Source organism: Nocardia sp. CWNU-33 (assembly GCF_046764895.1).
In the GTDB taxonomy this organism is placed as follows: Bacteria; Actinomycetota; Actinomycetes; order Mycobacteriales; family Mycobacteriaceae; genus Nocardia.
This window is the reverse complement of the sequence record NZ_JBKOQN010000042.1, coordinates 13,498-39,897: the sequence shown is the minus strand read 5'-3', so window position 1 is coordinate 39,897 and position 26,400 is coordinate 13,498. Positions and strand designations below refer to the sequence as shown.

Annotated in this window: 24 protein-coding genes; 12 read left to right on the top strand and 12 right to left on the bottom strand. The window is 65.0% G+C overall.

Annotated elements, in window-relative coordinates:
- Positions 1–13: 13 nt before the first annotated feature.
- Positions 14–694, bottom strand: coding sequence for a zinc ABC transporter ATP-binding protein AztA (gene aztA, locus ACLMAL_RS34540; protein WP_412002904.1), 681 nt, complete (start codon positions 692–694; stop codon positions 14–16).
- 48 nt (positions 695–742) lie between these two features.
- Between aztA and aztB the strand changes: the two genes are divergently transcribed.
- From aztB to aztD, 3 genes are read left to right on the top strand one after another with little or no spacing between them, the layout of a single operon-like run.
- A complete protein-coding gene (gene aztB, locus ACLMAL_RS34535) occupies positions 743–2,740 on the top strand; it encodes a zinc ABC transporter permease AztB (RefSeq protein WP_412002903.1) in 1,998 nt (665 codons plus the stop codon).
- Complete coding sequence (gene aztC, locus ACLMAL_RS34530) at positions 2,737–3,654, top strand: zinc ABC transporter substrate-binding protein AztC (RefSeq protein WP_412002902.1); 918 nt, start codon at positions 2,737–2,739, stop codon at positions 3,652–3,654. The genes aztB and aztC overlap by 4 nt, the downstream gene beginning before the upstream one ends.
- Before the next feature lie 32 nt (positions 3,655–3,686).
- On the top strand, positions 3,687–4,847 hold the full coding sequence (gene aztD / locus ACLMAL_RS34525) for a zinc metallochaperone AztD (RefSeq protein WP_412002901.1): 1,161 nt from the start codon (positions 3,687–3,689) through the stop codon (positions 4,845–4,847).
- Positions 4,848–4,991: 144 nt separating this feature from the next.
- On the opposite strand, the gene ACLMAL_RS34520 is transcribed toward aztD, so the two are convergent.
- Positions 4,992–5,528 (bottom strand): FAD-dependent monooxygenase, encoded by a 537-nt coding sequence (locus ACLMAL_RS34520; protein ID WP_412002900.1) that lies wholly within the window; start codon positions 5,526–5,528, stop codon positions 4,992–4,994.
- Positions 5,528–6,199 carry an FAD-dependent oxidoreductase gene (locus ACLMAL_RS34515; protein WP_412002899.1) on the bottom strand — a complete coding sequence of 224 codons (672 nt, stop codon included), beginning with the start codon at positions 6,197–6,199 and terminating at the stop codon, positions 5,528–5,530. Before ACLMAL_RS34515 ends, ACLMAL_RS34520 begins: the two co-directional genes overlap by 1 nt.
- A 106-nt stretch (positions 6,200–6,305) precedes the next feature.
- Between ACLMAL_RS34515 and ACLMAL_RS34510 the strand changes: the two genes are divergently transcribed.
- The 3 genes from ACLMAL_RS34510 to ACLMAL_RS34500 all read left to right on the top strand — a co-directional run bounded on the left by ACLMAL_RS34510 (position 6,306) and on the right by ACLMAL_RS34500 (position 8,828).
- Entirely contained in the window at positions 6,306–6,599 is a 294-nt protein-coding gene (locus tag ACLMAL_RS34510; RefSeq protein ID WP_412002898.1) for a hypothetical protein, read from the top strand.
- Positions 6,600–6,679: 80 nt separating this feature from the next.
- The gene (locus ACLMAL_RS34505) at positions 6,680–7,222 is read left to right on the top strand and encodes a hypothetical protein (protein ID WP_412002897.1); all 543 of its coding nucleotides are present in this window, start codon (positions 6,680–6,682) and stop codon (positions 7,220–7,222) included.
- An 82-nt stretch (positions 7,223–7,304) separates the two neighbouring features.
- Positions 7,305–8,828: a pyruvate, phosphate dikinase gene (locus tag ACLMAL_RS34500; protein ID WP_412002896.1), complete on the top strand. Its 1,524-nt coding sequence runs from the start codon at positions 7,305–7,307 to the stop codon at positions 8,826–8,828.
- Positions 8,829–9,042: 214 nt separating this feature from the next.
- On the opposite strand, the gene ACLMAL_RS34495 is transcribed toward ACLMAL_RS34500, so the two are convergent.
- From ACLMAL_RS34495 to ACLMAL_RS34480, 4 genes are all read right to left on the bottom strand, one after another.
- Positions 9,043–10,971: a family 2A encapsulin nanocompartment cargo protein cysteine desulfurase gene (locus tag ACLMAL_RS34495; protein WP_412002895.1), complete on the bottom strand. Its 1,929-nt coding sequence runs from the start codon at positions 10,969–10,971 to the stop codon at positions 9,043–9,045.
- Positions 10,943–11,875 (bottom strand): family 2A encapsulin nanocompartment shell protein, encoded by a 933-nt coding sequence (locus ACLMAL_RS34490; RefSeq protein WP_406230300.1) that lies wholly within the window; start codon positions 11,873–11,875, stop codon positions 10,943–10,945. The genes ACLMAL_RS34495 and ACLMAL_RS34490 overlap by 29 nt, the downstream gene beginning before the upstream one ends.
- Positions 11,876–12,158: 283 nt before the next feature.
- On the bottom strand, positions 12,159–12,710 hold the full coding sequence (locus ACLMAL_RS34485; protein ID WP_412002894.1) for a flavoprotein: 552 nt from the start codon (positions 12,708–12,710) through the stop codon (positions 12,159–12,161).
- 25 nt (positions 12,711–12,735) lie between these two features.
- Positions 12,736–13,920 (bottom strand): helix-turn-helix domain-containing protein, encoded by a 1,185-nt coding sequence (locus ACLMAL_RS34480; RefSeq protein WP_412002917.1) that lies wholly within the window; start codon positions 13,918–13,920, stop codon positions 12,736–12,738.
- Positions 13,921–14,396: 476 nt separating this feature from the next.
- Here ACLMAL_RS34480 and ACLMAL_RS34475 point away from each other — a divergent pair, with 476 nt between their 5' ends.
- From ACLMAL_RS34475 to ACLMAL_RS34460, 4 genes are all read left to right on the top strand, one after another.
- Positions 14,397–14,777, top strand: coding sequence for a hypothetical protein (locus ACLMAL_RS34475; RefSeq protein ID WP_412002893.1), 381 nt, complete (start codon positions 14,397–14,399; stop codon positions 14,775–14,777).
- Between the two features lie 34 nt (positions 14,778–14,811).
- The gene (locus ACLMAL_RS34470) at positions 14,812–15,111 is read left to right on the top strand and encodes a hypothetical protein (protein WP_412002892.1); all 300 of its coding nucleotides are present in this window, start codon (positions 14,812–14,814) and stop codon (positions 15,109–15,111) included.
- A 49-nt stretch (positions 15,112–15,160) separates the two neighbouring features.
- A complete protein-coding gene (locus ACLMAL_RS34465; protein WP_412002891.1) occupies positions 15,161–15,463 on the top strand; it encodes a hypothetical protein in 303 nt (100 codons plus the stop codon).
- Between the two features lie 129 nt (positions 15,464–15,592).
- Positions 15,593–16,780 carry a hypothetical protein gene (locus ACLMAL_RS34460; RefSeq protein ID WP_412002890.1) on the top strand — a complete coding sequence of 396 codons (1,188 nt, stop codon included), beginning with the start codon at positions 15,593–15,595 and terminating at the stop codon, positions 16,778–16,780.
- Between the two features lie 204 nt (positions 16,781–16,984).
- Here ACLMAL_RS34460 and ACLMAL_RS34455 read toward each other — a convergent pair whose 3' ends face one another.
- The 4 genes from ACLMAL_RS34455 to ACLMAL_RS34440 all read right to left on the bottom strand — a co-directional run bounded on the left by ACLMAL_RS34455 (position 16,985) and on the right by ACLMAL_RS34440 (position 20,168).
- Complete coding sequence (locus ACLMAL_RS34455) at positions 16,985–17,842, bottom strand: serine/threonine-protein kinase (RefSeq protein WP_412002889.1); 858 nt, start codon at positions 17,840–17,842, stop codon at positions 16,985–16,987.
- A gap of 84 nt (positions 17,843–17,926) precedes the next feature.
- Complete coding sequence (locus tag ACLMAL_RS34450) at positions 17,927–18,682, bottom strand: DUF6882 domain-containing protein (protein WP_412002888.1); 756 nt, start codon at positions 18,680–18,682, stop codon at positions 17,927–17,929.
- 204 nt (positions 18,683–18,886) lie between these two features.
- Positions 18,887–19,564 (bottom strand): hypothetical protein, encoded by a 678-nt coding sequence (locus ACLMAL_RS34445; RefSeq protein WP_412002887.1) that lies wholly within the window; start codon positions 19,562–19,564, stop codon positions 18,887–18,889.
- A gap of 61 nt (positions 19,565–19,625) precedes the next feature.
- A complete protein-coding gene (locus tag ACLMAL_RS34440; RefSeq protein ID WP_412002886.1) occupies positions 19,626–20,168 on the bottom strand; it encodes a hypothetical protein in 543 nt (180 codons plus the stop codon).
- Positions 20,169–20,862: 694 nt separating this feature from the next.
- Here ACLMAL_RS34440 and ACLMAL_RS34435 point away from each other — a divergent pair.
- Entirely contained in the window at positions 20,863–22,149 is a 1,287-nt protein-coding gene (locus tag ACLMAL_RS34435) for an NtaA/DmoA family FMN-dependent monooxygenase (protein WP_412002885.1), read from the top strand.
- Positions 22,150–22,175: 26 nt separating this feature from the next.
- On the opposite strand, the gene ACLMAL_RS34430 is transcribed toward ACLMAL_RS34435, so the two are convergent.
- Positions 22,176–22,673, bottom strand: a complete 498-nt coding sequence (locus ACLMAL_RS34430) for a hypothetical protein (protein WP_412002884.1) — start codon at positions 22,671–22,673, stop codon at positions 22,176–22,178.
- A 179-nt stretch (positions 22,674–22,852) separates the two neighbouring features.
- On the opposite strand from ACLMAL_RS34430, the gene car reads away from it, so the two are divergent.
- The gene (gene car, locus ACLMAL_RS34425; protein WP_412002883.1) at positions 22,853–26,356 is read left to right on the top strand and encodes a carboxylic acid reductase; all 3,504 of its coding nucleotides are present in this window, start codon (positions 22,853–22,855) and stop codon (positions 26,354–26,356) included.
- Positions 26,357–26,400 lie beyond the last annotated feature (44 nt).

The following is a 26,400-nucleotide window of genomic DNA, read 5'->3' as shown; positions in this document are numbered from 1 at the left end:
AGAGGTGGTCGGTTCAGCGGTCGGACAGTACGGCGTGCGGTTTCCCCTCGGCGATCAACATGCCGTCCCGCAGGAGCAGACAATGGTCGGCGCGCATCGCCTCGTCCATGTCATGGGTGGCCTGCACTACGGTGACGCCGTGGCTGCTGACCTCGCCCAGTGTGTGGGAGATCTCTTGCTGTGCGGCCGAATCCAGCCCGGCGGCGGGTTCGTCGAGCAGGAGAAGCGGCGCTTCCTGAGCGAGTGCTTGAGCGATCAGGGTTCGCTGGCGTTGGCCGCCGGAGAGGGTGTCGAGGCGTCGGGTCGCCAGGTCGGTGATGTCGAGTCGTTCCATGCAGGCGCGCACGGTGTTGCGGTCCTGCCGGGACAGCCACCGCCATGGGCCGCGATGTGCCCAGCGCCCCATGGCGACGGTCTCCCGGACGGTGAGCGGCAGTGTCGCGGAAACGGCGGTGTGCTGGACGACGAATGCGGGCCGCTCCGTGGATCGTCGCCACACGGTGCCTGCTCGCGGCGTGATGACCCCCGCGATAACGCTGAGCAGCGTGGATTTTCCCGACCCGTTGGGCCCGACCACCGCGGTGACGCGGCCGCACGGGATGGCGGTGGTCAGGTCGTGCAGGACGGACCTGCCGGAATAGCCGGCGGATAGTCCGCTGATGCGCAGCGCGTCCGGGACGGAAGTGTGGGACATGTCACCTCATTTGTAATGATAATCATTTTCATTCTATCGTAGCCGACCATGGAGTGGCTATTCGCCCCGTTCGAGGTGGCTTTCGTGCAACGGGCGTTGTGGGGCGGCCTGCTCGTCTCCTGTGTATGCGCACTGGCCGGGACCTGGGTTGTAGTGCGCGGCATGGCCTTTCTCGGTGACGCGATGGCGCACGGCATGCTGCCCGGAGTCGCCGTGGCGTCGCTGCTGGGCGGCAATCTACTCCTCGGTGCCGCGATCAGTTGTGCGGCAATGGCATTCGGCGTCTCGGCACTCGGACGTAACCGGCGGCTGTCCGCCGACACCGGGATCGGGCTGCTGTTCGTGGGCATGCTCGCCCTGGGGGTGATCATTGTTTCCCGCTCGCAGTCGTTCGCCGTAGATCTCACCGGGTTCTTGTTCGGTGACGTGCTGGCCGTGCGCGAGCGAGACCTCTGGTATCTGGCTGTCGCGCTGATCGTCGCGGTGACGGTTGCGGTGCTCGGCCATCGCGGTTTCGTGGCGCTTGCTTTCGACCCGCGCAAGGCGCACACGCTCGGTCTGCGCCCGCGACTCGCGCAGGTTGCGCTGGTTGGTCTGGTGACGCTGGCGATCGTCGCGTCGTTCCACATCGTCGGCACTCTGCTGGTTTTCGGGCTGCTCATCGCCCCGCCCGCGGCCGCGACATATTGGGCGGATCGTATTCCGGCCGTCATGTTCGTCGCGGCACTGCTCGGCGCGTTGTCCACCGTTGTCGGGCTGATCATTTCCTGGCATGCCGGAACCGCGGGCGGCGCAACGATCGCGGCGGTCGCTGTGGGGTTGTTCTTTCTCTCGGCAATCGCCGCTGGACTGCGTGATCGGCTGCGCGGCAGGGGTGTTCGTTATGCCGCTTTGGCGGCAGGTGCTGTCGCGGTGGTGCCACTGGCGGGGTGTGGCGTCGGTGCCGACAGTCGGCAGCCGGCAGCAACGCCGCATGGTTACGTGGCGGGAGCCGAGGAGACTTCGGATGCGCAGTCGCGTCTGGTCCTGGCCGATAAGCGAACCGGCGCCATCGAGGTGCTCGACCTGATCACCGAGCAGGTCGTCGAGGCCGGTCGGGCCGCAGGCGTGCGTGGGATTGCGGGCGACGGTCGGTTCGCGTTTATCGGCGCGGCGGATTCGGCACGGATCGTAGACAGCGGCGGATGGACGGTCGATCACGGTGATCACGTCCACTACTACCGCACAACGGCCCGCGGGATCGGCGCCATCGTGGGCGGCCGGGTGGCGGGTGTGCTGAGCGACGCCGCCGTGGTCGCGGTGGCCTTCGAGAGCGGCACCACGCTCCTGCTCGACCGGCTTGCCCTGGAGAACGGGACGGTCTCCGAACGGGGCCGGATCGCCGAAGGCAGTGTGGTGCCCTACGCCGAACATCTGCTGGTCGCGGTCCCGAGTGGGCGAATCGAGGTTCGCGTCCGCGACGGCGCGCCGGTGACTGCCGTCGCCGAGCCCTGCGCCAACCCGCGCGGTCGGGCGGTGACCCGTCGCGGCGTGGTCTTCGGTTGTGCTGATGGCGCTTTGGTGGTGTCCCACCGAGACGGAGTGTTCACCGGCACGAAGATTCGTTATCCGCGAGAAGTGGTCGACGCCGATCGTGCGGTGGAGTTCACCCACCGTCCTGGCAGTGCGACGCTTACCGCCAAGGCCGGGGAGCAGGGGATCTGGACGCTGGATGTCCGCAAGAGGTTGTGGACGTTCGTGTCGGTCGGCCTGGTATGGGCCGTGAACACGGCCGGGGAGGGATCCGCGCTGCTGGTGTTGACGCGAGATGGTGTGCTGCGCGGCCTTGATCCCGAAAGTGGCAGGGAGACAGCACAAATTGCGCTGCTGGAGCCGTTGGCCGAAAGTGCCACACCGCCGGTGATCCAGGTCGATTCGAATCGCGCCTATGTCAACGACGCGGCTCGACGGAAGGTCTACGAGATCGCCTACAACGACAACCTGCGCCTGGCGCGCACATTCACCGTCGGGATCGATCCGACACTGATGGTGGAGACCGGCGAATGAGAACCGTGACGCGGATCGCTGCGGCCTTGACGATGCTGCTGCCGGTAGTCGCCGCCTGCACGACAGGTGGCGGCGAGCGCGCCGGAATCGTGGTCACCACCAATATTCTCGGTGATCTGACTCAGGCCATCGTCGGCGACGCCGCCGAAGTCACGGTGTTGATGCCGGCCGACGCCGACCCGCACTCTTTCGCGATATCCGCCAAACAGGCGGCACTGCTCGACCGTGCCGACCTGGTTGTGCACAACGGCCTCGGTTTGGAGGAAGGGGTTGCCCGCAATGTCGCGGCGGCCGAGAACGCCGGCGTCCCAACGGTCGCCGTTGCCGATCACCTCGACCCGCTCAGCTACGTCTTCGACGAATCCGCGGGTAGTTCCGATCCGCACTTCTGGACCGATCCGGAGCGGATGCGCAAGGCCGTCGAGGTGATCAGCGCCGAGATCATCGAGCATGTCGGCGGCATCGATGCCGCAGCCCTCCGGACCAGGACCGATCGCTACCTGGCCGAGATCGATCAGCTCGACCATTGGATGACCGAGCGGTTCGCCACGATTCCGGTCGAGCGACGCCAACTGGTCACCAATCACCACGTATTCGGTTATCTGGCACACCGTTTCGACTTCCGGGTCGTCGGCGCGGTGATTCCCAGCGGGACGACCCTCGCGTCGCCGAGTTCATCCGACCTCAAAGACCTTGCCGTCGCGATCCGAGCCGCCGACGTCCCAGCAATCTTCATCGACTCGTCGCAACCCGACCGGCTCGCCCACGTCCTCGCCGAACAGGCCGGCCTGCACGTGCAGGTGATCGGGCTACATACCGAATCGCTCACCGAACCCGGTGCGGGCGCCGGCACCTACCTGGAAATGATGCGCGTCAACACCGAGGCGATCGCGCGTGGGCTCACCACGCCGTAAATGTGCCTACCGCACGAGAACTGGAGTAATACATGCATAGTCGATCACGAGCAACGAAATCGGCGGCCATATCCGGGCTAATCGCTTCGGTGGTCGTCCTCGGGGGCTGCGGCGCGGACGACTCGAAGAAGGCGTCTGCCTCGGGTGGCGAGCCGATCGCGGTGACCTATGACGGCGGTATCTATGTCCTGGACGCGATGACACTCGCGCAGACGGGTGAGGCGAAACTCGAGGGGTTCAACCGATTGAATCCGGCGGGGGATGATCGTCATCTGATGGTGTCGACCAAGGATGGCTTCCGGGTATTCGATGCGGTCGACGCCGTGTTCACCGGCACCGATTTCCCCGCTGCCGAGCCGGGCCACGTCGTCCGGCACGCGGGGCGTACGGTTCTGTTCGCCGACGGCACCGGCGAAGTCACCTCCTTCGACCCCGCGACGCTCGGCGGCGGGAAGCCGGAGACGGTTGTCTACCGTTCCGCCGCGCCGCATCACGGCGTCGCTGTCGAACTGGACAACGGTGAAATGGTGATCACTCTCGGCACCGAGGAGAAGCGCCTCGGCATCGCGGTGCTCGACAAGGACCGCAGGGAGATCGCGCGCAACGAGGACTGCCCTGGCGTGCACGGCGAAGCCACAGCCAAGGAAGAGGCGGTCGTGATCGGTTGCCAGACAGGTGTTCTCGTCTACCGCAACGGTGTTGTCACAAAGGTGACCAGCCCGACCCCATACGGCCGCATCGGGAATGCCGTGGGCAGCGCTGTCTCCTCGATCGTGCTCGGCGATTACAAGCAGGACAAGGACGCCGAACTAGAACGACCACAGCAGATTTCACTCATCGACACGGCCACCGGCACACTCCGCCTGGTCGATCTCGGCACTAGCTACACCTTCCGATCGCTGGCCCGCGGCCCACAGGGCGAAGCGCTGGTCCTCGGCACCGACGGTCGCATCCATGTGATCGATCCTGTAGCGGGCACCGTCACCCGCGCCATCCCGGTCATCGATGCTTGGCAGGAACCATTGAAGTGGCAGCAGGCCCGCCCGGTGCTGTTCGCGCGCGATGGGATGGCCTACGTCTCCGACCCGGCCACCAAGAAGGTGCACCGCATCGACCTTGCGACGGGCACCGTCTCGGCGACCATCACCTTGGCCGCCGCCCCGAATGAACTCAGCGGCGTCAGCGAGAACTGAGCCGACCGCCGCGAGCCGAAACCAGGTATCTAGCGGCTTCCGGCGAGCCGAGCAGCCTGCCGCAGTCCTCGACTCGGCTTTGGATCTACTGATTCACGGGCGGCATAAGATCAGCGGCGATCATCGAGCCGGTGGACAGTGGATCTAGTTGTTCGCGCGCTGGATGGAGCGCTGAACCAGCCCGCGTATGCCTGGCATCTGGATGGCTCGCAGCATCAGTTCGCCGGCCCAGACGTGAGCTCTGGTTGGTGGGGCGAAGCGGCTCATTCCCTTGCGGGCCAGTGTTTGTCGTTTGCGCACCTCGGGGCGAAGCGATGCTTCCCAGTCGGCCAGAGTTGCAGGGATGTCGTCCTGATGCGCTGCCAATGCGGTGCCGAGTCGGTCGGCTCCGTCAAGGGCGAGGGCTGCGCCGTACCCGGCGAATACAGTAACGCACCAGGCCGCATCGCCGAGCAAGACGATTCGGCCACGGCTCCACCTGTCGGTCACGACCTGGGTGACGGAATCGAAATAGGCGGCCGCGGGGTCGGCTTCGAGCTGGCGGAGCGCACCGGAGACTCCTCCGTCGAGATCTCCGAAGGCCGTGGTGAGGGCTGAGACCGGTCCACGTGTCAGTTCGGCCTCCGGGTCGAGGCAGCGGTAGGTGAAGAACGCCGAGGACCGTCCCGGGCCCAGGTTCATCACCGCCGCCGTGCGCCGGGGCCCGATGAACGTGGTGCCGGCTCCTTGCGGAACGTGCTCGGGAACCTGTTCCAGCGGGAACGCTCCCACCAGTGCCGCAGGTTCACCAGACAATCGACTTCAGTATCGAATACGAGCTCGCGGATTCGGGAGTGCAAGCCGTCGGCGCCGATGAGGAGTTCGGCTTGCACGCAGTCGCCGTCGCTGAGCGTGATGTCGACCTCGCCGGGATTCTGGGTGACGGCTTGCACGGTGGTGCCGAAACGGATCGCGACGGCATCGGCCAACGCCTCGTACAGCACCGACTCCAGATCGCCGCGGAAGACGGTCAGCGCCCGACCGCCGACAGCGGTTTGCGCGACGCCAGCCGGTACCGTGAGTTTTTCCCGGCCGTCCGCGTGGACCAGGATCGAGGTGAAGAATCCGATATCGCGCGGCGCCAACGCCGGGAGCAGTCCTAGCCGCTCCGCCGCGTCGTATCCCGGTCCGTGCAGGTTCACCAGGTAGCCGCTACTGCGACGGCCTTGGGCACGCTCGACCATGAGCACGTCCCAACCCTGCTGGTGAAGCCGCAGCGCGGCCGCAAGGCCAGCGATACCGGCGCCCACAACGACCGCTCGCTGGACCTGTTCCTCGTCACGAGGCTGCGCGGCACCCTCGATAGCGTCCATCGCCACTCCTTGGTTTCTGCGTGTCAGCCGACGCTCGTACTGAGCATCACCACATCTCGTCAACTAATAGTTGACGATCATCCATTCGTCAACCTACAGTTGACGAATGGATGATCGGTTGCCGCTCGCCGGCGTGATCGACTCGATCGAGAGGTCGCATCCCGGCAACGCGCCGGCCCAGCTGTCGGAGGCCGCGATCGTTGCTGCGCGTTTCATGGAGCTGGCCGATCGACTGATCGGCCATTTCGTGGCCCAAGCGCGGCAAGCCGGTGTGCCGTGGGCCGAGATCGGCGTGCGCTTCGGGATATCCCGGCAAGCTGCGCAGAAGCGGTTCGCCGCCAGAGCTGCCGCGGCGGTCACTGGCGCGTCGAACGCCGCGCAACCGCAGGGGGCTGTGTGATGACGGATCCGCATCCGGCCGGTGCCAACATGCTCGTACTCCATGCTCTTCGCTGCATCGGTTTCGCTGGTGCCGCTCGTGTGGCAGAGGCAACGGGACTCTCCGAATCCGATGTCGAATACGAGTTGATCGCTTTCGCTGTGGCCGGACGTGTCACGCATTCGGCGGGTGATTTCGGTGGGTGGGGTCTCACAGAAGCCGGCCGCGCTGCAGTCGCCGAGTGGATCGCCGACGAGTTGGAAAAAGTAGGCACTCGAACCGATGTGGCTCGAGCGTACGACGGGTTCCTCGCGCTCAACCCGGAATTGCTCAACCTGTGCACGGCTTGGCAGACACGATCCGCCGACGGCGTCATGACGCTCAACGACCACACCGACCCCGTCTACGATGCTCGGGTTCTGGACAGGCTCACAGACTTCGACACACGGGCCCAGGTCATCTGCGCGGACTTGGCCGCGACGATGCTCCGATTCCAGCGATATGGCCTGCGCCTCGCCGACGCGCTGGCTCGGGCGAAGTCCGGCCAAGTGGACTATGTGGCGGTCAGCACCGTCTCGTATCACACGGTCTGGTTCCAACTTCACGAAGACTTGCTTACCACTTTGGGGATTCCGCGATTCTGAACCACGATGACCCGTCCAGCGAGTTCGCATCTCGTCGCCGACACCACGTCGAATGGCGGCGCCGAGCCGAGGGGACAATGCGATGAGGTGGACTTACCCCCTCTCCTCGGAGGTCGGGGAAACGGCCGAAGTCCTCGGAGGCAAGGCACATGGGCTCATCGTGCTGCGGCGCCTGGAATTGCCCGTGCCCGCCGGATTCGTCATCAGCACACACGCCTGCCGCGCTTTTCTCCGTGACAGGCGCTTCCCGGAGGGCTTCCATACCGAACTCGCAACCGCCGTGACCGAACTCGAATCCGCTACGCATCGCACGCTGGGCGGCTCCGAAAGGCCGCTGACAGTGTCCGTCCGCTCCGGAGCCAGCGTGTCGATGCCCGGCATGATGAACACAATCCTCAACCTCGGTCTCACTATCAACGCCACCAGGGGATTGACAGCCGAGACAGGCAATTCATCGTTCGCGTGGAAATCGCGGCTGCGATTCATGTCGAGTTTCGCATCCGCCATCACCGACATCGACGCAGCCGGCCTGGAAGCCGTTGCTGCCGAGGACGCGCCTCGGCAGCTGGAGCTGGCGGTCGCGGCCGTGTGTTCGTCATGGGACACGCCGCGTGCCGCAACCTACCGCGCACTGCACAACATCCCGGACGACCTCGGCACAGCCGTAACGGTGCAGGCAATGGTGTACGGGAATCGCGATCGCCACAGCGGGACCGGGGTCGCATTCAGCCGCGACCCCAACACCGGTGAACCTGTCCCGTTCGGTGAAGTCCTCTTCGGCGGCCAAGGCGACGACGTCGTCTCCGGCAAATCACCGACCCGCCCCCTGCACGAACTGGCCGACCGAGAGCCGCAAGTGTGGGCCGACCTGGTACACGCCCTGACGCGCATCGAGAACCACTACCGCGACGCATGCCACATCGAGTTCACCTTCGAGGCAGGCGTGTTGTGGATCCTGCAAGTACGCATCGGCGGACTCGCCACCGCTGCCGCGGTCCGGGTCGCCGTTGACCTCGCCGCCGAGGGCGTGATCGAACGCCATGAAGCACTACTGAGAATCTCCCCGCAACATCTCCAGCATGCCCGCACACCCCGAATAGCGACAGACAGCGGAGCCGACATCCTTGCCCGAGGGATGGGTGCCTGCCCAGGTGTCGCCGCTGGCAGAATCGTGACCACCGCCGACAACGCGGTCCGGATGGCCGCAGCAGGTCCGGTCATACTGATCCGACCAGAGACCTCCCCACTGGACATGCACGGCCTGGCCGCCGCCACCGGAGTTGTCACCGCCCGTGGCGGGCCGTCCTGTCACGCCGCGATCGTCGCGCGAGCAATGAGCAAACCAGCCGTCGTAGGGGTCACAGACCTCATCGTCGACGCCGCCTCCGTGCGCTGTGGTGAACGCACACTCCCCGAAGGCACGCTCGTCACCATCGATGGAACCAGCGGCGCGGTCACCATCGGCAGCCCCCGCATCGCTACGGCTGTGCCCGACCCTTACCTGCATCAATTGCTCGAATGGGCCGACGAGGTATCGGGCAATCACTCACCACGCAACGAGACCGAACGCCTGGCTACCGCTCGTGCCGTCCTCCTGCGCGGCTAGCTTTGAAACTCGATCCTTATGGGGGTCGAGGCCCTTCCAGAGATCGATCCGACCACGTCACCCTGAACTCGGTCCCGGCGTCGACCCGATCCCGGTGGACGAATCCGGCAGATGTCATCAGTTGGAGACAAGCATCGTCGGCAACGGGCGCTCGCGTCCCGGGTTTTGCGGGAACCAGCCCAGTAGCCATCGACCAGCGTGGTATCGCGGAGGTTCAGCGACGTGCGCGGGCCAGCCGTTCGAGGACGGCCACCATGCGGTCGACTTCCTCGCAGATGTTGTAGAACGTGAACGAGGGACGGACGGTCGCTTCCAGTCCGAAGCGCCGAAGTATGGGTTGAGCGCAATGATGCCCGGCGCGCACCGCGATGCCGTTCTCGTTCAATGCCTTTCCGATCTCGAGTGGTTGATATCCGTCCATGACGAACGACAGCACACTGGCCTTTTCGACGGCGGTCCCGACCAGGCGAACGCCCGGCACCGCGGCGACGCGGGACGTCGCATAGGCGAGAAGATCGTGTTCGTACCGGGCGATATTGTCGATGCCGATGCCTTCGACATACTCGATGGCCGTGCCGAGCCCGACCGCGTCGGCGATATTTCCGGTGCCTGCCTCGAAGCGGCCGGGGGGCGGTTGGAAGAGGGAACGTTCCAGGGTGACGTCGCTGATCATGTTTCCGCCGCCCTGCCATGGCGGAACATCCTGTAGCACCGAAGAAGTGCCGTACACCACGCCGATTCCAGTGGGGCCGAAGAGCTTGTGGCCGGAGAACACGAAGAAGTCGGCGCCGATCGATCGCACATCGATCCTGGTGTGCGGCACCGATTGCGCTCCGTCGACGAGCGTTACGGCACCGGCTCGGTGCGCGGCCGCGACGATCTCGTGGACCGGCGTGATCGTGCCGAGGGCATTCGAAACATGCGCTACCGAGACAAGTTTCGTGCGATCGGACAGCAGTCTTGTGTACTCGTCCAGCAGCAGTTGCCCGCTGTCATCGACTGGGATGACCTTCAGCACCGCGCCGGTCTCGCCGGCGAGCATCTGCCAGGGCACGATATTCGCGTGGTGCTCGAGGTGCGAGATGACGATCTCGTCGCCCTCGCGAATGTTCTTGCGGCCCCAGGTTTGGGCGACGAGATTGATGCCTTCGGTGGCGCCGCGGACGAAGATGATCTCCTCCGCGGAGGATGCGCCGAGAAACCGGGCCACGATGTCGCGGGCCTGCTCATACGCGTCGGTCGCGCGGGCGGCCAGTTCGTGTGCGGCGCGATGGATGTTCGAGTTCTCGTGCTCGTAGAAATATGTGAGTCGCTCGATGACCGATCGTGGTTTCTGCGTGGTGGCGGCATTGTCGAACCAGACGAGCGGCTGTCCGTTCACCCGTTCACGCAGAATCGGAAAGTCGTTGCGCACCGCGTACACGTCGAAGGGCGGGTGTCGATCGGGCGAGGCCCTGAGACCTTCGTCGAGGAAGTAGAACTGCGAATTGGCCTGTGGTGCAGCGATTTCTGGCCGGTCGAGGAAATAGAAGCTCGGTTCGGCCGACAGTGCGGGACCAGTCGACGGTGGCAGCCTGGGGGAATTGCTCAGCGTGGGCAAGTCGGGGAGGAACTGGTCGGTGTACACATCTGCACCGGTCAGTGCCGAGGTCGGCGGTCGGCCCGCCGGGTTGGCGGGCACCTCTGTCTGCCAGGAAGGCACCGTCGGATCCGGGGTGGGTCCTCCGGGTGGGACGCCCTGTGTGGGCGAGTTGGGTGGCACCGATGCCTGCCGATCGGCTGCCGACGGACTGGCCATCCATGGACTCGCTGCCGAGGTACCACCTGCGGCTGGACCGGCTGCCGAGCGCCCGGCCGCAGGTGGTGCGGCCGGAACGGCGGCGCTCGACGACGTCATTCCTGGCTCCGCGACACCGAGCGTCGCGATACCCGGCGACGCGAAATCGGGTGTGGCGATGTCTGGCGACGTGATGCCGGGAAACTCGATCCCACGCGCCGCCGAAGGCAGCGCCGAGAAGAACTCCGCGGCGAGACGGTTCAACGTGGCTTCGTCCGGCAGCAGCGAACTCGCCGATGCCGCAACGGTATCCGCCGAATACGGCGGAACCGGCGGCTCAGCTTCGGTAGGACGGGGCGTAGTCATGGAACTTGTCCACCTCGGCTCCCTCTAGCACTGCGACGGCATCGTCGGTGAGGATCGCCAACGAGCAATACAGCGACACCAGATACGACGCGATCGCACTGCGATCGACACCCATGAACTTCACCGAAAGCCCCGGTCCCTGTTCGCCTGCCAGTCCCGGCTGGTACAGCCCGACCACGCCCTGACGGGTCTCGCCGGTCCGGATGAGCAGGAATTTCGTCTTGCCGCGCTCGACCGCCACCTTGTCCGACGGGACGATCGGAATCCCACGCCAGGTCAGGAACTGCGAACCGAACATGCTTACCGTCGGTGGCGGCACACCGCGCCGGGTGCATTCTCGCCCGAATGCCGCGATCCCTTCTGGGTGCGTCAGGAAGAAGCCGGGTTCCTTCCACGCGCGCGCGATCAGATTGTCGAGGTCGTCGGGGGTGGGGGGTCCGGCGATCGTCGGGATCCGCTGTTTCTTGGCGGCATTCGCGATCAGCCCGTAGTCGGGACTGTTGATCAGCTCGCCCTCTTGATGCTCTTTGATCGCTTCGATCGTCAAGCGCAACTGCTGGGCTATCTGATCATGCGGGCTCGAGTACAGGTCCGAGACGCGGGTGTGCACGTCGAGGATCGTGTGCACTGCCTTCAGTCGGTATTCGCGCGGTTGCTTCTCGTAGTCGATGAAGGTTTCCGGCAGCGGGGACTCGTCGAAATTGTCGCACTGAATATCGACGGTCTGCTCATGCGTTACCCGGTTGCGCCGGTAGATACCGGCCTCGACCGGAATCCAATTGAGCAGATGAACCAGCCACCGCGGGGTGATCGACTCCATCTGCGGGACGGTTTTGGTTGCGTTCGCAAGGGTCCGGGCGGCATCATCACCCAGCGCCACAGGCTGTGGAACAGTACTTGTCATCGAACCACCTCGGGATCGGCAAATCGACCGTTACCAGCTCGCCCATGCTAGCGCTGGGTTGCGCGAATTCCCTCGATGGCGCGAGTTGTGGCGGTCGTGTCCCGAGTCGGGTGGGTATGGCCATCGAGGCCAATCGCATCCAGAGAACTGTCGATGATCGCCCGTTTCGGCACCGAGGCATTCGACGTGTCCGAACCCGAAAGCATGTGGGGTTCGGGTTTGCAATGCCTGCTCGATGGTGTGGCGAATATCGGGTCCGGAGGACGACCGTACCTATCTCTGGTCAGCTCGTACCGGAGCGGTTCGGATGCTCCACGAGGGCTTGCCAGGTGTCTTTCCATGGGAACAGCGGGATTTGACGTCCGCCAGCGCCCGGTTCGTGGGGTTCCTTGGCCACAATCGTGACGCCCCATCCGGACAGCTTCGTGATGGCTTCCTGGATTGCAGGGAACCCGAGGTGGGCCTGATTTGAGAACGGCACGGCCACCACCGGCAGCCCCTTCCCGACCGCTTCGACGAGCAGACCGAGCGCGAGGGTATCGGAGATTCCTGCCGCCCATTTCGCCAGCGAATTGCCGGTGATCGGTGCCGCAATCATCGCATCGGCAGGCGGTAGCACGTCGGGCGCGCCCGGCTCCTTGTAGTGGCTGCGTACGGTATGCCCGGTCTTTGTAGCCAGGGCATCCGCGTCGATGAACCGATAGCCGTCCGGTGATGCGATCACGCACACATCCCAACCGTCGGCTTGGGCCAGATCGACCAGGTTTCCTACGTCGGCGGCGGCTGGAGATCCGGTGACGATTACATACAGGATGGGGTTTCCCTGATCGTTCATAGCTCCATCGTGTCAGCCCGTGCAGCTAGATCGGAACCACGCCCACTCGCTGAGCCAGACGGCCCAGATCGCCAGTAGCCAGGTCGCGGCGCGCAGATCGCATCATGTGCCCCACCAGCTCGCGCACATGATTCATCCCCCGAACTTGTTGTGGCGCAATATATTCTGCGCGCAGGATGGAATTCAGGGATTCCCGGTAGTGCCGACGCTGTGCATGAGCTCGGCCGATCTCGACGAAGTATTGGGCACGTCGACCCGGTGCCTTGATTGTTTCTGGGGCCAAGCAAGGTGCCAATTTCAGCACTTGCTCGGGTTCGCGCAGTTCCATGGCTGCCGACATTCGCCAGAGCGTGACGTTTGATGCGCCGAATGTGGGGTTACGCAGGATCGACGAGCCTTTTTTGGCGTGCTGGAGCCGGGCGACCTGCTCGTCGGCTTCGTCGAGGTGCGGGGTGGGATCGGTGCCGAGTGCGGCGCTTACGAGGCCTGCCTGCAGATGCAGCTGACCATAGGTTTCGATCTCTCCGAGTGTCCGAACGTCGCGGGCCAGGCGGTCCGCGGCGCTCGCTGCGTAGTCCAGCGCGGTGGGCAGGGAGCCTGGCCGGGAGAGGAGAATCTGACTCCGCGTGAACATTGCTGTTGCTGGACCTGCTGTGCCGCCGATGTTTTCGGCGGCTCGCTCAATCTCTTGCGCGGCTGTCCACGCCAAAGCCGAGTAACCGCGAGCCTTCAGTGCGGCAGAAGCGGTGTAGGCAGACGCGGACAGAACGTCCCATGCGATATCGCGGTCGGCGCCGGTTGCGTCACGAGTGTGTCGATAGCAGTCGGTGAGCAATGGGGCCAGCAGGGGTCCGAGTGCTGCGTAATCGCAGGCACGGCGCAACTGTGCGGCGTGCTGTGCCACCGTGGCGAGTTCGGTCAAGGTGCGCACCGTCCCGGTTGGGGTCGTATTACCGGTTGTCCACAGCGCAATCTCGATGTCTGCCACCGATGCGTGAAATTTCGCGACCGACGGGTCCAGTTGATCCTGATGCTCCCCGGTTAAGTCGCCGACCCTCACGCCGAGAGCTTCGGCCAGCGCGTACAAGGTCGTTCGCGAATCAACGGGTCGGTCGAGAGCCTCATATTTTGCGATAGCACCTCGGCTGAGGCCGGCTCGATCACCGACGAATTGCTGGGACCATCCGCGTTGGCGGCGAATGGCGCGCATCCGAAGGCCAACCGCTCGGTCGTCGTGGTTCTGGTCCTCGTACATGTGTGTACTTTCTCGCCGGAACTTGCAACCTAATGCTAGCCAACGCGACAAGTGTCCCGATGCGGGACAGTTTTGCACCGGCTCCCCGCCAGTCTGTTCATGCACTCGGAGCCAAGCCGATCGCAGGGGGAACCCACACAACCGGCGGATCTGTGCAACGGCGGACGCCGCTGTCCGATGTCGTTCTTCGTCAGCTGAACGATAGCCGGCCACCCACCTGGCCCGAGTGCCTCCAACGACAGGGGAAGGCATGTTGATGACCATGACGACCAGTCATGTGGCCGTGCGGTACAGGTGCGATCAAGACGCACCTGAGATCGCCAATGAGGATACGGCGTACGAGATTCTTGGAGATCACACCGGGCACGCGGCGCCGTGTCTGCCGAGCGTGGCAGCTACGGCATACGTCAGTGCCCGCGACGAATCCGACTATGAGTAGCACGATGGAAGTGGTGCGGAGCCTTCCGGCCGGGGATGGCATCACGGTTGTGGTCGCCTATCTGCGCACCGACATTTCCGGTGCGAGCCAGGCTCGACATCGGGCAGCCATCGAAAAGTTCTGCGTTGAGCGCGGATACCGGATTGTGGAATGGGTGGCAGCCGACCTGCACCGCAACGCGGCACCACTGATGCGGCTGCTGACCGCGCGGGACAACGCGGGCGCGCACGCGGTTGTGACACCTGGAGCTGATCATCTGGGCAGCGGAGTCGCGACGATATCTGCGGTTGCCTACGTCATCACGTTGGAACCACCCGCGATCTGGTGGCGCGGTGAACGCCTATGTGACAACGAATTTCCGAGCAGGTCGTGACCGCGTCGCCGGGCGGTGACCTATGGATGCGGCAGTGGTCAGTGGACTCTTGGTGGCGCTTGCTTGTAGCGGCGGAATCGTGGCGATGGTGTGGCTGCTTCCGCTCGGCGATGAGCAGCACCCGAACGAGCATGACTCGATCACGGTGTCCGGCATCCAGTTTCGGCTCCAGCATGAATCGCCGACGGTCCCATTCACGGTGCCGGAGGCGCACGAGCACAGCGAGTGTCGGATCGACGAGTGTGGCCGGAAGCGGTCGGCGTTCCGAGTGATGGTCCGTGCGGGTGAGGTTGTGCCGGACCGACGCCTGGAACGTGTATTGAACGACGACTGACCGTAGGCGGATGAGCCTGTGTCAACCAACAGCGATCAGGGGAGATCTTATGCAACCCAGGGCAATCGGCCTGTTGCAGCTCGATATCACCGGCCCGAACCGGCATCGGGACGAGCAGGTGATCGGCACATTGGCTCATCAGCGGGGCTATGTGTTCGTCGGAATCCTCACGATCCGATCGGACACCTACATGCCGACGACGCTGGTGGTCCAAACAGCTTGCAAGGCAGGGGCAATCGCCATCCTGACACCTCATTTCGGCCACTTCGGCGGATATGCACGAGCGATCGCCCTGGCCTGCGATCTGGTGACACCGGACGGGACCCTGCCGCGCTCGATTCGGAACCGATAGCTGCTGCCCGAACAGGCCGACACGCTGCGCCGAGTGCACGAGCGGAGTTCCCAGCTGTGGAGGCGGACGTGGGCGAACGTCGAAGTATGCTGCCGGGTTCTGCCTCACGCACCCAAGGATGGAGTTCGTATGGAGGAGATCGGCCTCGCCGAGATCATCGATGCACTACGACCAGCGGTCGCCGATCTCGTCGAGCCCGGATCGCCTGCCGCCGCGCATGTGCCTGCTCGGTGGCAGGCGATCGCGCGGGCCACGTGGCCGCAGGATCGCCGGGAACTCGCACTCGCGCTATGGAATCTGGACTTTCTCAACGTGTTGCCGCGGTTTGTCGCCGTGCTGGACGAGTTCCTCGTCGACGTTCGGGTAGCCCTGCTGCGCGGTGATTGGGTACTGCTCTACATTCTGCGCGGGGAATACCAGCCACCGGTTATCCGGATCGGTTGGGATCCGAGCACATTCGGCGCAGACGAGCCGCCGTTCTTCGACTGTCTGCCGGAGCCGCTGCGCGCATTTCTGCGCACCGTCCACGCTGGATTCACGGCCCCGGAGGGTGAATCGTTCGGCCCGCTGCGTCCACGCGACATGATTACCTACGCCGAGCTCGGCGTCGGCCACGCGGTGGTCCACAACTGGGATGCGGACGTCGAGATCTCGCCGAACCGGGTGATGCTCATCGCCGATGCCATCAGCGGCATCCGCTATTGCGTGTCGCCGGACCTGCCTGCGGGCACGATCGGGTTCGAGCTCGGCGGGAATATCGATAGCCCGCAGCCCTTCGATTCGACCTTCGACACCTTCATGAGCAAGGGGTTCGTGCTCAGTCGGGACAAGCTCCCGCAATCGGCCGAGACCACTGCTCATGATGGCCTACTCCCGATATTGGAACCCGTGGCCCGGGCCGTTGTGTGGAATCGCTCGCTGGACGAGTCGACCGCGCGCGAGCAGATTCGTGACTACCTCGCCGACCTGCTCGACGCTCTGCCGGGCGCGCCCAGCCTACATCCGCAGCACGGCATGGACGGCGAACTGATCCTGCCCTTCGACGACGATGCCGGAAACGTCTACCAGGTCGACCGCCTCGATGTGCGCTACTGGCTCGCGGGTTTGCCCGCGGACGCGACTGCCGCTTACCTCGACATGGTGATAGCGGACTGGCGTAAGCGCGGCTGGAATGTCCACACCACCGACGGCGAATCCGGAATCGTCGGCCATGCGCGTACTCCTGATTGGTACGAGTTCACCGTGTCCGATCAGGGCGTCGGCGCACTCTGTATCACCGCGGCATCGCCAGGTTTCCATCGGCCGCCGTGGGCATGAGGTGGCGACAGCGCCGGCCGTTGGATTCGGGTGAGGCCACGATTCGGCTCGGAGTTGACGGTCCGGGCACGGCGCGGTGGAAATTACCTGCGCTTCGGATGAGGTAGGCAGGGGTCGGGCTGCTGCGGCTTCCAGTTTGTCCGGCCCTGCCTCAGCGACAGTCACCGCCGAGACATCGGCAGGAATTAGGGGGAACTGCGTTCGTCAGCGGTGTTTCGGCGGTTCCATGCCACGCAATACCCGAGTGATCAGGCGGATAGGCTCCGCGCACGAGTCGTACCGAGCGTCCGGATCTTTCGCCAGTGCTTTGTTCAGTATCGAGTCGACCGCGTGCGGGATCCAGCGGCGTCGCCACGACACGTCCGGGGGAATGGCCCACAGATGCGCATCGGCGATCGCGAACTGAGTCGGTAGTGGGAAGGGCGGGCGTCCGGTGAAGAACTCGACCACCGCACATGCCAGCGAATATTGATCGGTCGCGGGGGAGACCGGCTTGCCGCGTAGCACTTCCGGTGCCGCGTACGGGAGTGACACGGGCACCAGCCCATCGGGTCCGGCGAGCGGCGAATCGTCACTGAGGCGGTGCGCGATTCCGAAATCGGTCAGCACCGCCTCCGTGCCCTGCGGGCCGATGAGTATGTTGTGGGGTTTGACGTCGAGGTGCACCACGTTGTGCTGATGGATATAGTCCAATCCTGCGGCGATGCCGGCCAGTGCTGGAAGCATTCGTGCCAGATCGATCTCTTCGTGCCGCCGCGGGAGCAGGCCGGAACCGGGCTCGCCCTCGCGATAGGTGTAGGTCATCCACGGCTGATCCCGGAACTCCCCGAACTCGAGCATCTCCACGACATTGGGGTGATGCAGCGTGTCGGCGATCTCGAACTCATGGCGGAATTGCCGTCGCGCACTGGATAAGTCGGTCGTCGGGTGGTCGAGAATCTTCAGCACCGCCCGACCCGAGCGCGCCGGATCGTCGACGAGATACACATCGCTGCTGCCGCCCCGACCGAGCGGCGCGCGAACGATATAGCCCGCGAACTGGGCACCTGGCTGAAGCGACACGGTCACAGCCTAGAACGGACTGCCGGAATTGCACGGCCGGTGGGTCGAGGTTGCGGTCGGTTCGCCGCCTCGGAGCACGCGGACCTAGTGCGTGTGGGCCGACTGTGCGTTCGACCCGGATGGCAGTGCGATGCGATCGGTGACCATTCGGACATCGAGGTTTGCGATGTGGCCGGAAGCATCGAATTCGATGTCACCCTCGACACCGTGGCCGCTGAATTCGAGCAACCCGTAGTCATCGAGGAATGCGGTGCGCAGGCCGCGTCGGGTCAGGTAGCTGTGTGCGGCGCGTCGATGATCTGACAGCGGCAGTGCGCGGACGCCGTGTGCCATGACGCGCGCGAGGCCGGACGCGGTGGGTGGCGGCAGCAGGAACGCCGGATGTTCGACGAGAAACGCGACGTATGTGCCGTCGGTGACGCCGCAGTAGGAGCTCCAGCGCCCACAGACGATCTTCGCGGCGTCCGCCAGGAGTGTGGCCACCTGGTGCGGTTCCGGTGTCGCGCCCGCGAGGGCGATCGGCATTTCCGCCGCACACAATTCGGCGACCCCGTACTGGAAGCCGAACTCGCGCACCGTCGTCGCCGCCTCGATCAGTGACGGCGGATAGCCCCAGGGATTAGCCCATCCCCACAACCACGTCTCGGCGTCGGCGGTGCCGAGCAGGTGGACGTCGGTGCATTCGAATGACCGCTGCTCGCCGATGAATTCGAGTCGGCGTCCATCGAGATCGGCTTGCCACACGTGTGCGCCGAGCACATCTTCGAGGTGGAGCCGGTGCTCGAGCGACAGCAGACCCGCGTCGTCGAGGAGCCTCGTCAGTGGCACAGATTCGGGCATTCGCAACAGCGTAGTCAACGCGAGTCCCGGTCTCCGGTGCTGACCGGTGTTGGTGGGGCAGGTCGAGTGCCGCGTCGATGTGTCACACCCAGTGGTGCGCGACCGATGCGGACGAGGACTGGAGGATCACTGCTGAGACAGCGATCCGGATAGGCACGCTGGTGCGGTCATCCGGTGATGACCGCACCAGCGCCGTCAGTGTGGTCAGAGCTGCGGCGCCGCGTCGGTTCCGTTGGCGCGCTTGGCCTGGATCTGGTTGTACTTGTCGACGGCCACGGCGATGCCCACCGGCACACCGATGGCGACGCTACCGACCATGCCGCCGAAAGCGGCTGTGGTGCCGGCGCCTGCCAGGCAGCCGCCGATCATGGCCGGCACGGTCAGTACAGCCGCCGACATGACGGTGGCCATGCTGCCGAGGGTGACCGCGCCGATCGGGCAGCCGACGACCATGCCCGCGAAAGCGCCTGCGGTGCCGCCGATACCGGCTGCGAGCCCGGTGTACGGGCCTGCCTGGTGCCACGCCTGATTCATGTCGGTGAGGAGGTCGCCCTGACCGGTCGCGATGGGCGCGGCCGGAACCGTCACCGATTCGGCAGGACTGCCTGCCGCGGTGTCCAACGGTGCGCCGAGGATCGGCCGTTGGGCTGCATCCTGCACCGCGACTTGACCGTCGCGCATCGTGACCGACCCGATCGGCGTGTTGAGGACGGAAGAATTGTCCGACGCCGCTCCGGTGAATTCGACACCGGGCATGACCTCGACGGAGACCGTGTCGGCGTCGGGTGCCTGCGCCGGATCGGCGCCTGCGGTGCCCGCAGCGATCGCAACGGCGACGGCGGTCAGTGCGGTGACGGTGGCTGCCCGAGTGGGGTATTTCATGACAATGCTCGTTTCCAGCTGTGGTGCGGAAGCCGTGCCGCCGTCGGCGGCCGGCCGAGGACTAAGGAGCCGGTGTGTCGATCGGCGCGGCGACGAACCCTTTGGCATGCAGCGCGTTGTACTGCTCGTTCGCGGTGGTGGCGAGCGCGGGCAGACCGGTGATTGCGGCTCCGATGGTGCCGCCGAGGCCGCCCAGGGTGAGACCGCCGAGGATGCAACCGCCGACCACACCGATCGGAGTCAGCACGCCGGCCGTGGTGAGCACGGTCAGCGTGCCGCCGGTTACCGCGCCGAGCGGGCAGCCGACGACGACGCCCGCGACCGTGCCGACCATGCGGCCGTCCGCGCTGGCGTGGTTGAACGCCTCGGTGACCGTCTCGACCGCCTTGTCGATTTCCGCATTCCGATCCACACCGCCGGTATTCGGTGTCACCTGCTCCGTACCGTGGACGGCGGCAAGGACATCGGTGTTCTCGTTGCCGAAGGAGGGCGCTGCCACCGGTGCGGGAGACTCGGCGGGTGCGGCCGCTGCCATACCGGCAGTGACGCCCGTCGCGGCGATTGCCAATACGGCAATCGCCGCTGCTCGGGAGACAGTGTTCACAGTTTCTCGTTTCTTGTTCTCGGGCTTTCTCGGTCCGGTTCGACCGAGAGATCTGCAACGGCATGCGGTGCCGTCGATCGGTACTGGGTTTGGTTCGACCAGTGCACTTTCGGTCAGGGTTCGAAGTGCGTTGTATGGGTCGGCCGCAGCAACGAGAAAGTTCCGATGGTGGTGTGATCGCGTAAGTCGATGCGAAATGCCTTCCACCGCAGGGGTATCCGTGACTCAACACGGTCAGGGCTGGAATGGCGTGTCTACCAGGCAATTCCGGTAGTGATGGCAAATCTTGCGCGAAGACTGGGGGCCCGGGTTTACGAGAGCCAGGTGTGGGCTATGCCACTGGTCCGCTCACAGTCGGATCGCAACATGGCCACCGAGCGGGTGTCCGCCTCGCGCCGTTGGGGTGCGGACACCCTGGACAGGTGGATCGGGGCCGGTCGGCCCGGTGCCGGTCGTGGACCGTCGCGGTGCCGACTTGCGTTGGGTCGTAATGGGTTTGTACCCATTCGGAGATCCGGTCACCCGTGTTCTACGTACGGCGAAATTAATTCCGCTGATCCGAACCGTCGCCGCAGAGCACGACGAGTGCTGGACTCGGACGGGCGCCGGGTTGTGCCGGCGACCGGGCTCCCGTGTTCGCGTGAACGGACAGAGCACGGGAGTCGCTGTCGATTTCGTGACGGGATGAGAGACAATGAGTGCTGTCCGACGCCGGACGCTGAAGACGGTCACCGGAGTCAGTGGTGCCGTGAGTGTGTATGCGGCCGCCATAGATCCAGGGCAGTCGACTGCCGTGTCTTCGATCGAGATCGCGAAGATCGCGGAGGCCAACAAGTTCGATGCCCTTTTCGCCGCCGATCTGCTCAGCTTCGGTGCCCAAGGCGCGATCGGCGCGCAGGAGCCGCTGATCTATCTGTCCGCATTGAGTTCGGTGACCACGGACGTCGGTCTGATCGCCACCGTGACCAGCACCTTCCATCACCCATATAACCTGGCGCGACTGTTCGGAACGCTCGATCACGTGAGCAACGGTCGTGCGGCGTGGAATGTCGTCACGTCGTCGGTCGGCGAGGAGAACTACGGTGACCAGGACCTGCCGACACCGGAGGAGCGGTACGCGCGGGCAACCGAATCCCTCGAGGTGGTCAACGCGCTGTTCGACAGCTGGCACGCCGGCGCGTTGACGCCCGACGGGCACGGCGGCGTGGTCCTCGACGCGACGCGCGTGCGGCCAATCGACCATACGGGACAATACTTCACGGTGAAAGGGCCGCTCAACATCCCGCCGCTGCCGCAGCGGCGGCCTGTGCAATTCCAGGCGGGTCAGTCGGCAGGCGGTATCGAGCTCGGCGCTCGGTTCGCCGAAGTCGTGTTCACCTCACTGCCCACGCTCGAAGATGCCATCACCTATACGAAAACGGTGCGCGGCCGCGCGACCGAACTCGGCCGCGCCGAGGCATTGCCGTTGATCATGAGTTCTTTCCATGCCACCTACGGCGCGACCGAAGATGAGGTGCGCCGATTGGTCCGCGAGGACGCCGAAGCCACCGATCTCGACGCGGGTCGAATCCGCTTGGCCGACATGTTCGGCGGCGGCATCGACCTCTCGGAACTCCCCTTGGACAAACCCATCCCACCGCACCTGCTGCCCGCGGTGACCTCGGTGAACCGCCGGCGTGGGCGCGTTGAGATCTTCACCAAGCTCGCGGCTTCGGGCCGGACTCTGCGCGAGTTGATCATCGCTTCGAAAGACACCGGACACTGGGCCGCTGCAGGCACTCCGGAGCAGCTCGCCGACGCGATCGAGGAGCGGTACCTGGCAGGAGTGCTCGACGTCATCTCGTTGGGCGGTCTCGCGGACCCACGGACCCGTGACTTCCTCACCAACGGACTGCTCCCCGAACTGCGCCGCCGAGGCATCGTCGGGAGCGACTATCTCGGCGCTACTTTCCGTGAGAATCTCGAACTTCCGCCGCTGTGACACAGTGGTCGGCGGCTGAGCGCAGATTACCTGCAGCTGTCCGACGCCGGGTCGACTGCCGGCCGGAATTCGAATCGCACCGCGCCCGGAGGGGATGCGGGGAGAACGACAGCGGCGCCCAGTCGGTCCGGCCAGGTTCGTGGCAGGAGGACGTACTGGTCACCGATGTGGGCGAGCAACACCAGCCCGTCGTAGCGGAAGCGGTAGGCCGAGCTTTCGGGACCGCATTCCATTTTCCGCACGTCGGGTCCCGAGAGATGGAGGTCCTTTTCGCTGTAGACGACAATCCCTGCGCTGGTGGGGATCTCGGACGCCGCCTGCTGGGCTCGTGATCGCCCGACCGCCGTCGCGTAGTCGGTGGCGATCCAGAATATGCTGATGCCGATCAGGATGAACAGGATCGTCCACTCGATGACACCCGCGGCCTCCGAACGCACCGGCATGTCAGGGTGTCGTTCGGACAGGCGCTGCCGACGCTGAAGCACGATGTACCAGAGCAACATGACGCCGGCGATGATCGACACAGGAGCGACACCGAGAGCGTCGTTGAGCGCGGGTGCCGCGACCGGCGCCGATTTCGCCCATTGCCGGATCCGCGCCCATCCTGGAATACTTAGCTACGCTAACGTATTTCTGGACAAAGGTGTCTGTTGTGAGTGCACGAAGCGACCGAAGGTTGAGCAACGACCCTAGGAGGCGGGCCATGGCACCCGACACGCGCGAGCGGCTGATGCGACGTATCGCCGACTTGTATGCGGCCGAGCAGCAGATTCGCGACGCGCAGCCGATCGACACCGTCACCGAAGCGATTCGGCAACCCGACATGTGCCTTGCGCAGCTCATAGCAGCGATCATGAAGGCCTATGCCGACCGTCCGGCACTCGGACAGCGCGCCGTCGAGCCCACCGTGGATGCCACGTCGGGCCGTCGTTCGCTGCGATTGCTGCCCGTTTTCGAGACCGTCAGCTATGGCGAACTGTGGGAGCGGGCGGCCGCCGTGGCGAGCGCATGGCACCACGATTCCGAACAGCCTTTGTGCACCGGTGATTTCGTGGCGATACTGGGGTTCACCAGCCGCGACTACACCACGATCGATCTGGCCTGTGTGCATCTGGGCGCGGTTGTCGTCCCGTTGCAGGCGAGCGCGGCCGTCTCCCCACTGACTGCCATTATCGCGGAGACGGCCCCGCGCATTCTGGCGGCGACTCCGGAACATCTCGAGACCGCCGTCGACTGCATTCTGGCAAGCACATCGCCACAGCGACTGATCGTTTTCGACTACCACCCCGAAGACGACGACCAGCAAGACGCATTCGAATCCGCACGCCGACGGCTCGCGAGTGCGGGCAGCACGGTGCACGTCCAAACACTGCAGACCGTCCTCGAACAGGGGCGCGCCCTCCCGCAGGCCCCGCTCGTCGTCCCCGAGGCCGAGGACGATCCGCTGGCCTTGCTCATTTACACCTCCGGAAGCACCGGCACGCCGAAAGGCGCGGTGTATACCGACCGGCTGGTCTCGGCGATGTGGCGCGGCGCGCCGCCGGTGTCCGCGATCAATCTCAACTACATGCCGATGAGCCACGTCGCGGGGCGCATGTCCCTATTCGGGGTGCTCGCCCGCGGCGGCACCGCCTACTTCGCCGCCAAGAGCGATATTTCGACGCTGTTCGACGACATCGCGCTGGCGCGACCGACGGAGCTGTTTCTCGTTCCGCGGTTGTGCGAGATGGTGTTTCAGCGCTACCAGAGCGAGATGGACCGCCGCTCCGCACCGGGCGTCGACCCCGCGGCGCTCGACGACGAGGTCAAAGCGCAACTGCGGCAAGACTTCTTCGGCGGCCGCCTCATGACGGTGGTGTGCGGCAGCGCACCGCTGGCCGCGGAGATGAAGGTCTTCATCGAGTCGCTGCTCGACATGGATCTGCACGACGGTTACGGCTCGACGGAGGCGGGCGGCGGTCTCGTGATCGACAACCAGGTGCGGCGGCCACCGGTGCTCGACTACAAGCTCGTCGACGTGCCCGAACTCGGCTACTTCCATACCGATCAGCCGCATCCGCGAGGCGAATTGCTGCTGAAGACCTCGACCATGATTCCCGGGTATTACAAGCGGCCCGAGGTCACCGCGGAGGTCTTCGACGCCGACGGCTTCTACCGGACCGGTGACATTGTGGCCGAGCTCGGACCGGATGAGCTGGTCTATGTCGATCGTCGCAACAGCGTGCTGAAGCTGTCGCAGGGTGAGTTCGTGGCCGTTTCGCGTCTCGAGGCCGTCTTCGCCAATAGTCCGCTGATCCGCCAGATTTTCGTCTACGGCAGCAGCGAACGCGCCTACCTGCTTGCGGTGATCGTTCCTACCGAGGACGCACTCGCCGCCGCCGACCCGGATGCACTGAAAGTGCCACTGGCCGAGTCGCTGCAACGGATCGCCAAGGACGGCAATCTGAACTCCTACGAGATTCCACGCGATTTCCTCATCGAGACCGCGCCGTTCACCACCGACAACGGCTTGCTCTCCGGCATCGGTAAGTTGTTGCGGCTCGCGCTCACCGAGCGCTACGGGGGGCGGCTCCAGCAACTGTACGCCGACCTTGCCGAAGGACAGGCGCACGAATTGCTCGCGCTGCGGCGCGAGGCGGCGAACCAGCCGGTGCTCGATACCATCGGTCGTGCGGCGCGAGCGTTGCTCGGCTGCGCAACCACGGATCTGCGGCCCGACGTGCACTTCACCGATCTCGGTGGCGATTCCCTTGCTGCACTGTCCTTTTCGAATCTGCTGCAGGAGATCCTCGGCGTGGAGGTGCCGGTCGGCGTCATCCTCAGCCCGGCCAACGATCTCCATGAGCTGGCGGTGTACATCGAGGCAGCGAAGAACTCCGCGGCCGAACGTCCGACGTTCGCTGCTGTGCACGGTTCCGGGGCCGACCGAGCCCGAGCCCGTGACCTCACACTGAACAAGTTCATCGACGTCCGAACCCTCACTGCGGCACGGGATCTCCCGCGCGCCGCCGCCGCCCGCACGGTTCTGCTGACCGGGGCGAACGGGTATCTGGGTCGGTTTCTTTGCCTCGAATGGTTGGAACGTCTGGATCGAAACGGCGGCACGCTGATCTGTCTCGTCCGGGGGCGGGACGCGGCGGCGGCGAGTGCACGGCTCGAAGAGGCGTTCGACAGCGGCGACGCCGGACTGCTCGGGCATTTTCGGGATTTGGCGAGCCGGAACCTGGAGGTTCTCGCAGGCGACATCGGAGAACCGAATCTGGGCTTGGACGATGCGACGTGGCATCGTCTCGCGGACAGCGTCGACCTGATCGTGCATCCAGCCGCGCTGGTGAATCATGTCTTGCCCTACAGCCAGTTGTTCGGGCCCAATGTCGTCGGCACCGCGGAACTCGTTCGCCTGGCGATCACCACACAGCTCAAGCCCGTCAACTATCTCTCGACCGTCGCGGTGGCCGCTCAGATCCCACCCGCGATCTTCGAGGAAGACGGCGACATCCGCGAGATCAGTCCAGTGCGCGTCGTCGACGATAGCTACGCGAACGGCTACGGCAACAGCAAATGGGCGGGCGAAGTGCTGCTGCGGGAAGCGCACGACCGCTGCGGCCTACCGGTCGCCGTTTTCCGGTCGGACATGATCCTGGCCCACAGTCGCTACGCAGGTCAGCTGAACGTGCCCGACATGTTCACGCGCTTGCTGATCAGCCTGCTTGTCACCGGCATCGCGCCGTATTCTTTCTACGAGACAGCTGCCGACGGCGTTCGGCAGCGGGCGCACTACGACGGCCTGCCTGCCGACTTCACCGCCGAGGCGATCGCCACTCTCGGCGCGCAGGTCACTGCGGGCTTCCAGACCTTCGATGTCCTGAACCCGCACGACGACGGTGTTTCGCTCGACGTATTCGTCGACTGGTTGATCGAGGCGGGTCACCCGATCCAGCGGATCGAGGACTATCGAGAGTGGTTCGCCCGCTTCGACACTGCGCTTCGGGGTCTACCCGAGTGGCAGCGGCAGGCCTCGTTGTTGCCGTTGCTGCACGCCTATCGCCGGCCCAGCCTGCCCATCGATGGATCGGTGATTCCGGCCAAGGGCTTCGCCGCCGCGGTGCAGGCCGCGAACATCGGCCCCGACAACGATATTCCGCACTTGTCGCAGTCGCTGATCCACAAGTACGTTTCCGACCTGCGGCAACGCGGCCTGCTCTGAGGGCGACCCGGCATCCCCTTCCGGCCGTGTGCGGTTGGCATGGA

Excerpts from the sequence above, each read along its gene's own strand:
- ACLMAL_RS34490 (WP_406230300.1), bottom strand. The coding sequence starts at position 11,875 with ATGACAAGTACTGTTCCACAGCCTGTGGCGCTGGGTGATGATGCCGCC.
- ACLMAL_RS34520 (WP_412002900.1), bottom strand. The coding sequence starts at position 5,528 with ATGAACCTGGGCCCGGGACGGTCCTCGGCGTTCTTCACCTACCGCTGC.
- aztC (WP_412002902.1), top strand. The coding sequence starts at position 2,737 with ATGAGAACCGTGACGCGGATCGCTGCGGCCTTGACGATGCTGCTGCCG.
- ACLMAL_RS34500 (WP_412002896.1), top strand. The coding sequence starts at position 7,305 with ATGAGGTGGACTTACCCCCTCTCCTCGGAGGTCGGGGAAACGGCCGAA.
- ACLMAL_RS34480 (WP_412002917.1), bottom strand. The coding sequence starts at position 13,920 with ATGCGCGCCATTCGCCGCCAACGCGGATGGTCCCAGCAATTCGTCGGT.
- ACLMAL_RS34445 (WP_412002887.1), bottom strand. The coding sequence starts at position 19,564 with ATGAAATACCCCACTCGGGCAGCCACCGTCACCGCACTGACCGCCGTC.
- ACLMAL_RS34460 (WP_412002890.1), top strand. The coding sequence starts at position 15,593 with ATGGAGGAGATCGGCCTCGCCGAGATCATCGATGCACTACGACCAGCG.
- ACLMAL_RS34450 (WP_412002888.1), bottom strand. The coding sequence starts at position 18,682 with ATGCCCGAATCTGTGCCACTGACGAGGCTCCTCGACGACGCGGGTCTG.
- aztB (WP_412002903.1), top strand. The coding sequence starts at position 743 with ATGGAGTGGCTATTCGCCCCGTTCGAGGTGGCTTTCGTGCAACGGGCG.
- car (WP_412002883.1), top strand. The coding sequence starts at position 22,853 with ATGGCACCCGACACGCGCGAGCGGCTGATGCGACGTATCGCCGACTTG.
- aztD (WP_412002901.1), top strand. The coding sequence starts at position 3,687 with ATGCATAGTCGATCACGAGCAACGAAATCGGCGGCCATATCCGGGCTA.
- ACLMAL_RS34495 (WP_412002895.1), bottom strand. The coding sequence starts at position 10,971 with ATGACTACGCCCCGTCCTACCGAAGCTGAGCCGCCGGTTCCGCCGTAT.
- ACLMAL_RS34475 (WP_412002893.1), top strand. The coding sequence starts at position 14,397 with ATGAGTAGCACGATGGAAGTGGTGCGGAGCCTTCCGGCCGGGGATGGC.
- ACLMAL_RS34485 (WP_412002894.1), bottom strand. The coding sequence starts at position 12,710 with ATGAACGATCAGGGAAACCCCATCCTGTATGTAATCGTCACCGGATCT.
- ACLMAL_RS34510 (WP_412002898.1), top strand. The coding sequence starts at position 6,306 with ATGGATGATCGGTTGCCGCTCGCCGGCGTGATCGACTCGATCGAGAGG.
- ACLMAL_RS34465 (WP_412002891.1), top strand. The coding sequence starts at position 15,161 with ATGCAACCCAGGGCAATCGGCCTGTTGCAGCTCGATATCACCGGCCCG.
- aztA (WP_412002904.1), bottom strand. The coding sequence starts at position 694 with ATGTCCCACACTTCCGTCCCGGACGCGCTGCGCATCAGCGGACTATCC.
- ACLMAL_RS34435 (WP_412002885.1), top strand. The coding sequence starts at position 20,863 with ATGAGTGCTGTCCGACGCCGGACGCTGAAGACGGTCACCGGAGTCAGT.
- ACLMAL_RS34515 (WP_412002899.1), bottom strand. The coding sequence starts at position 6,199 with ATGGACGCTATCGAGGGTGCCGCGCAGCCTCGTGACGAGGAACAGGTC.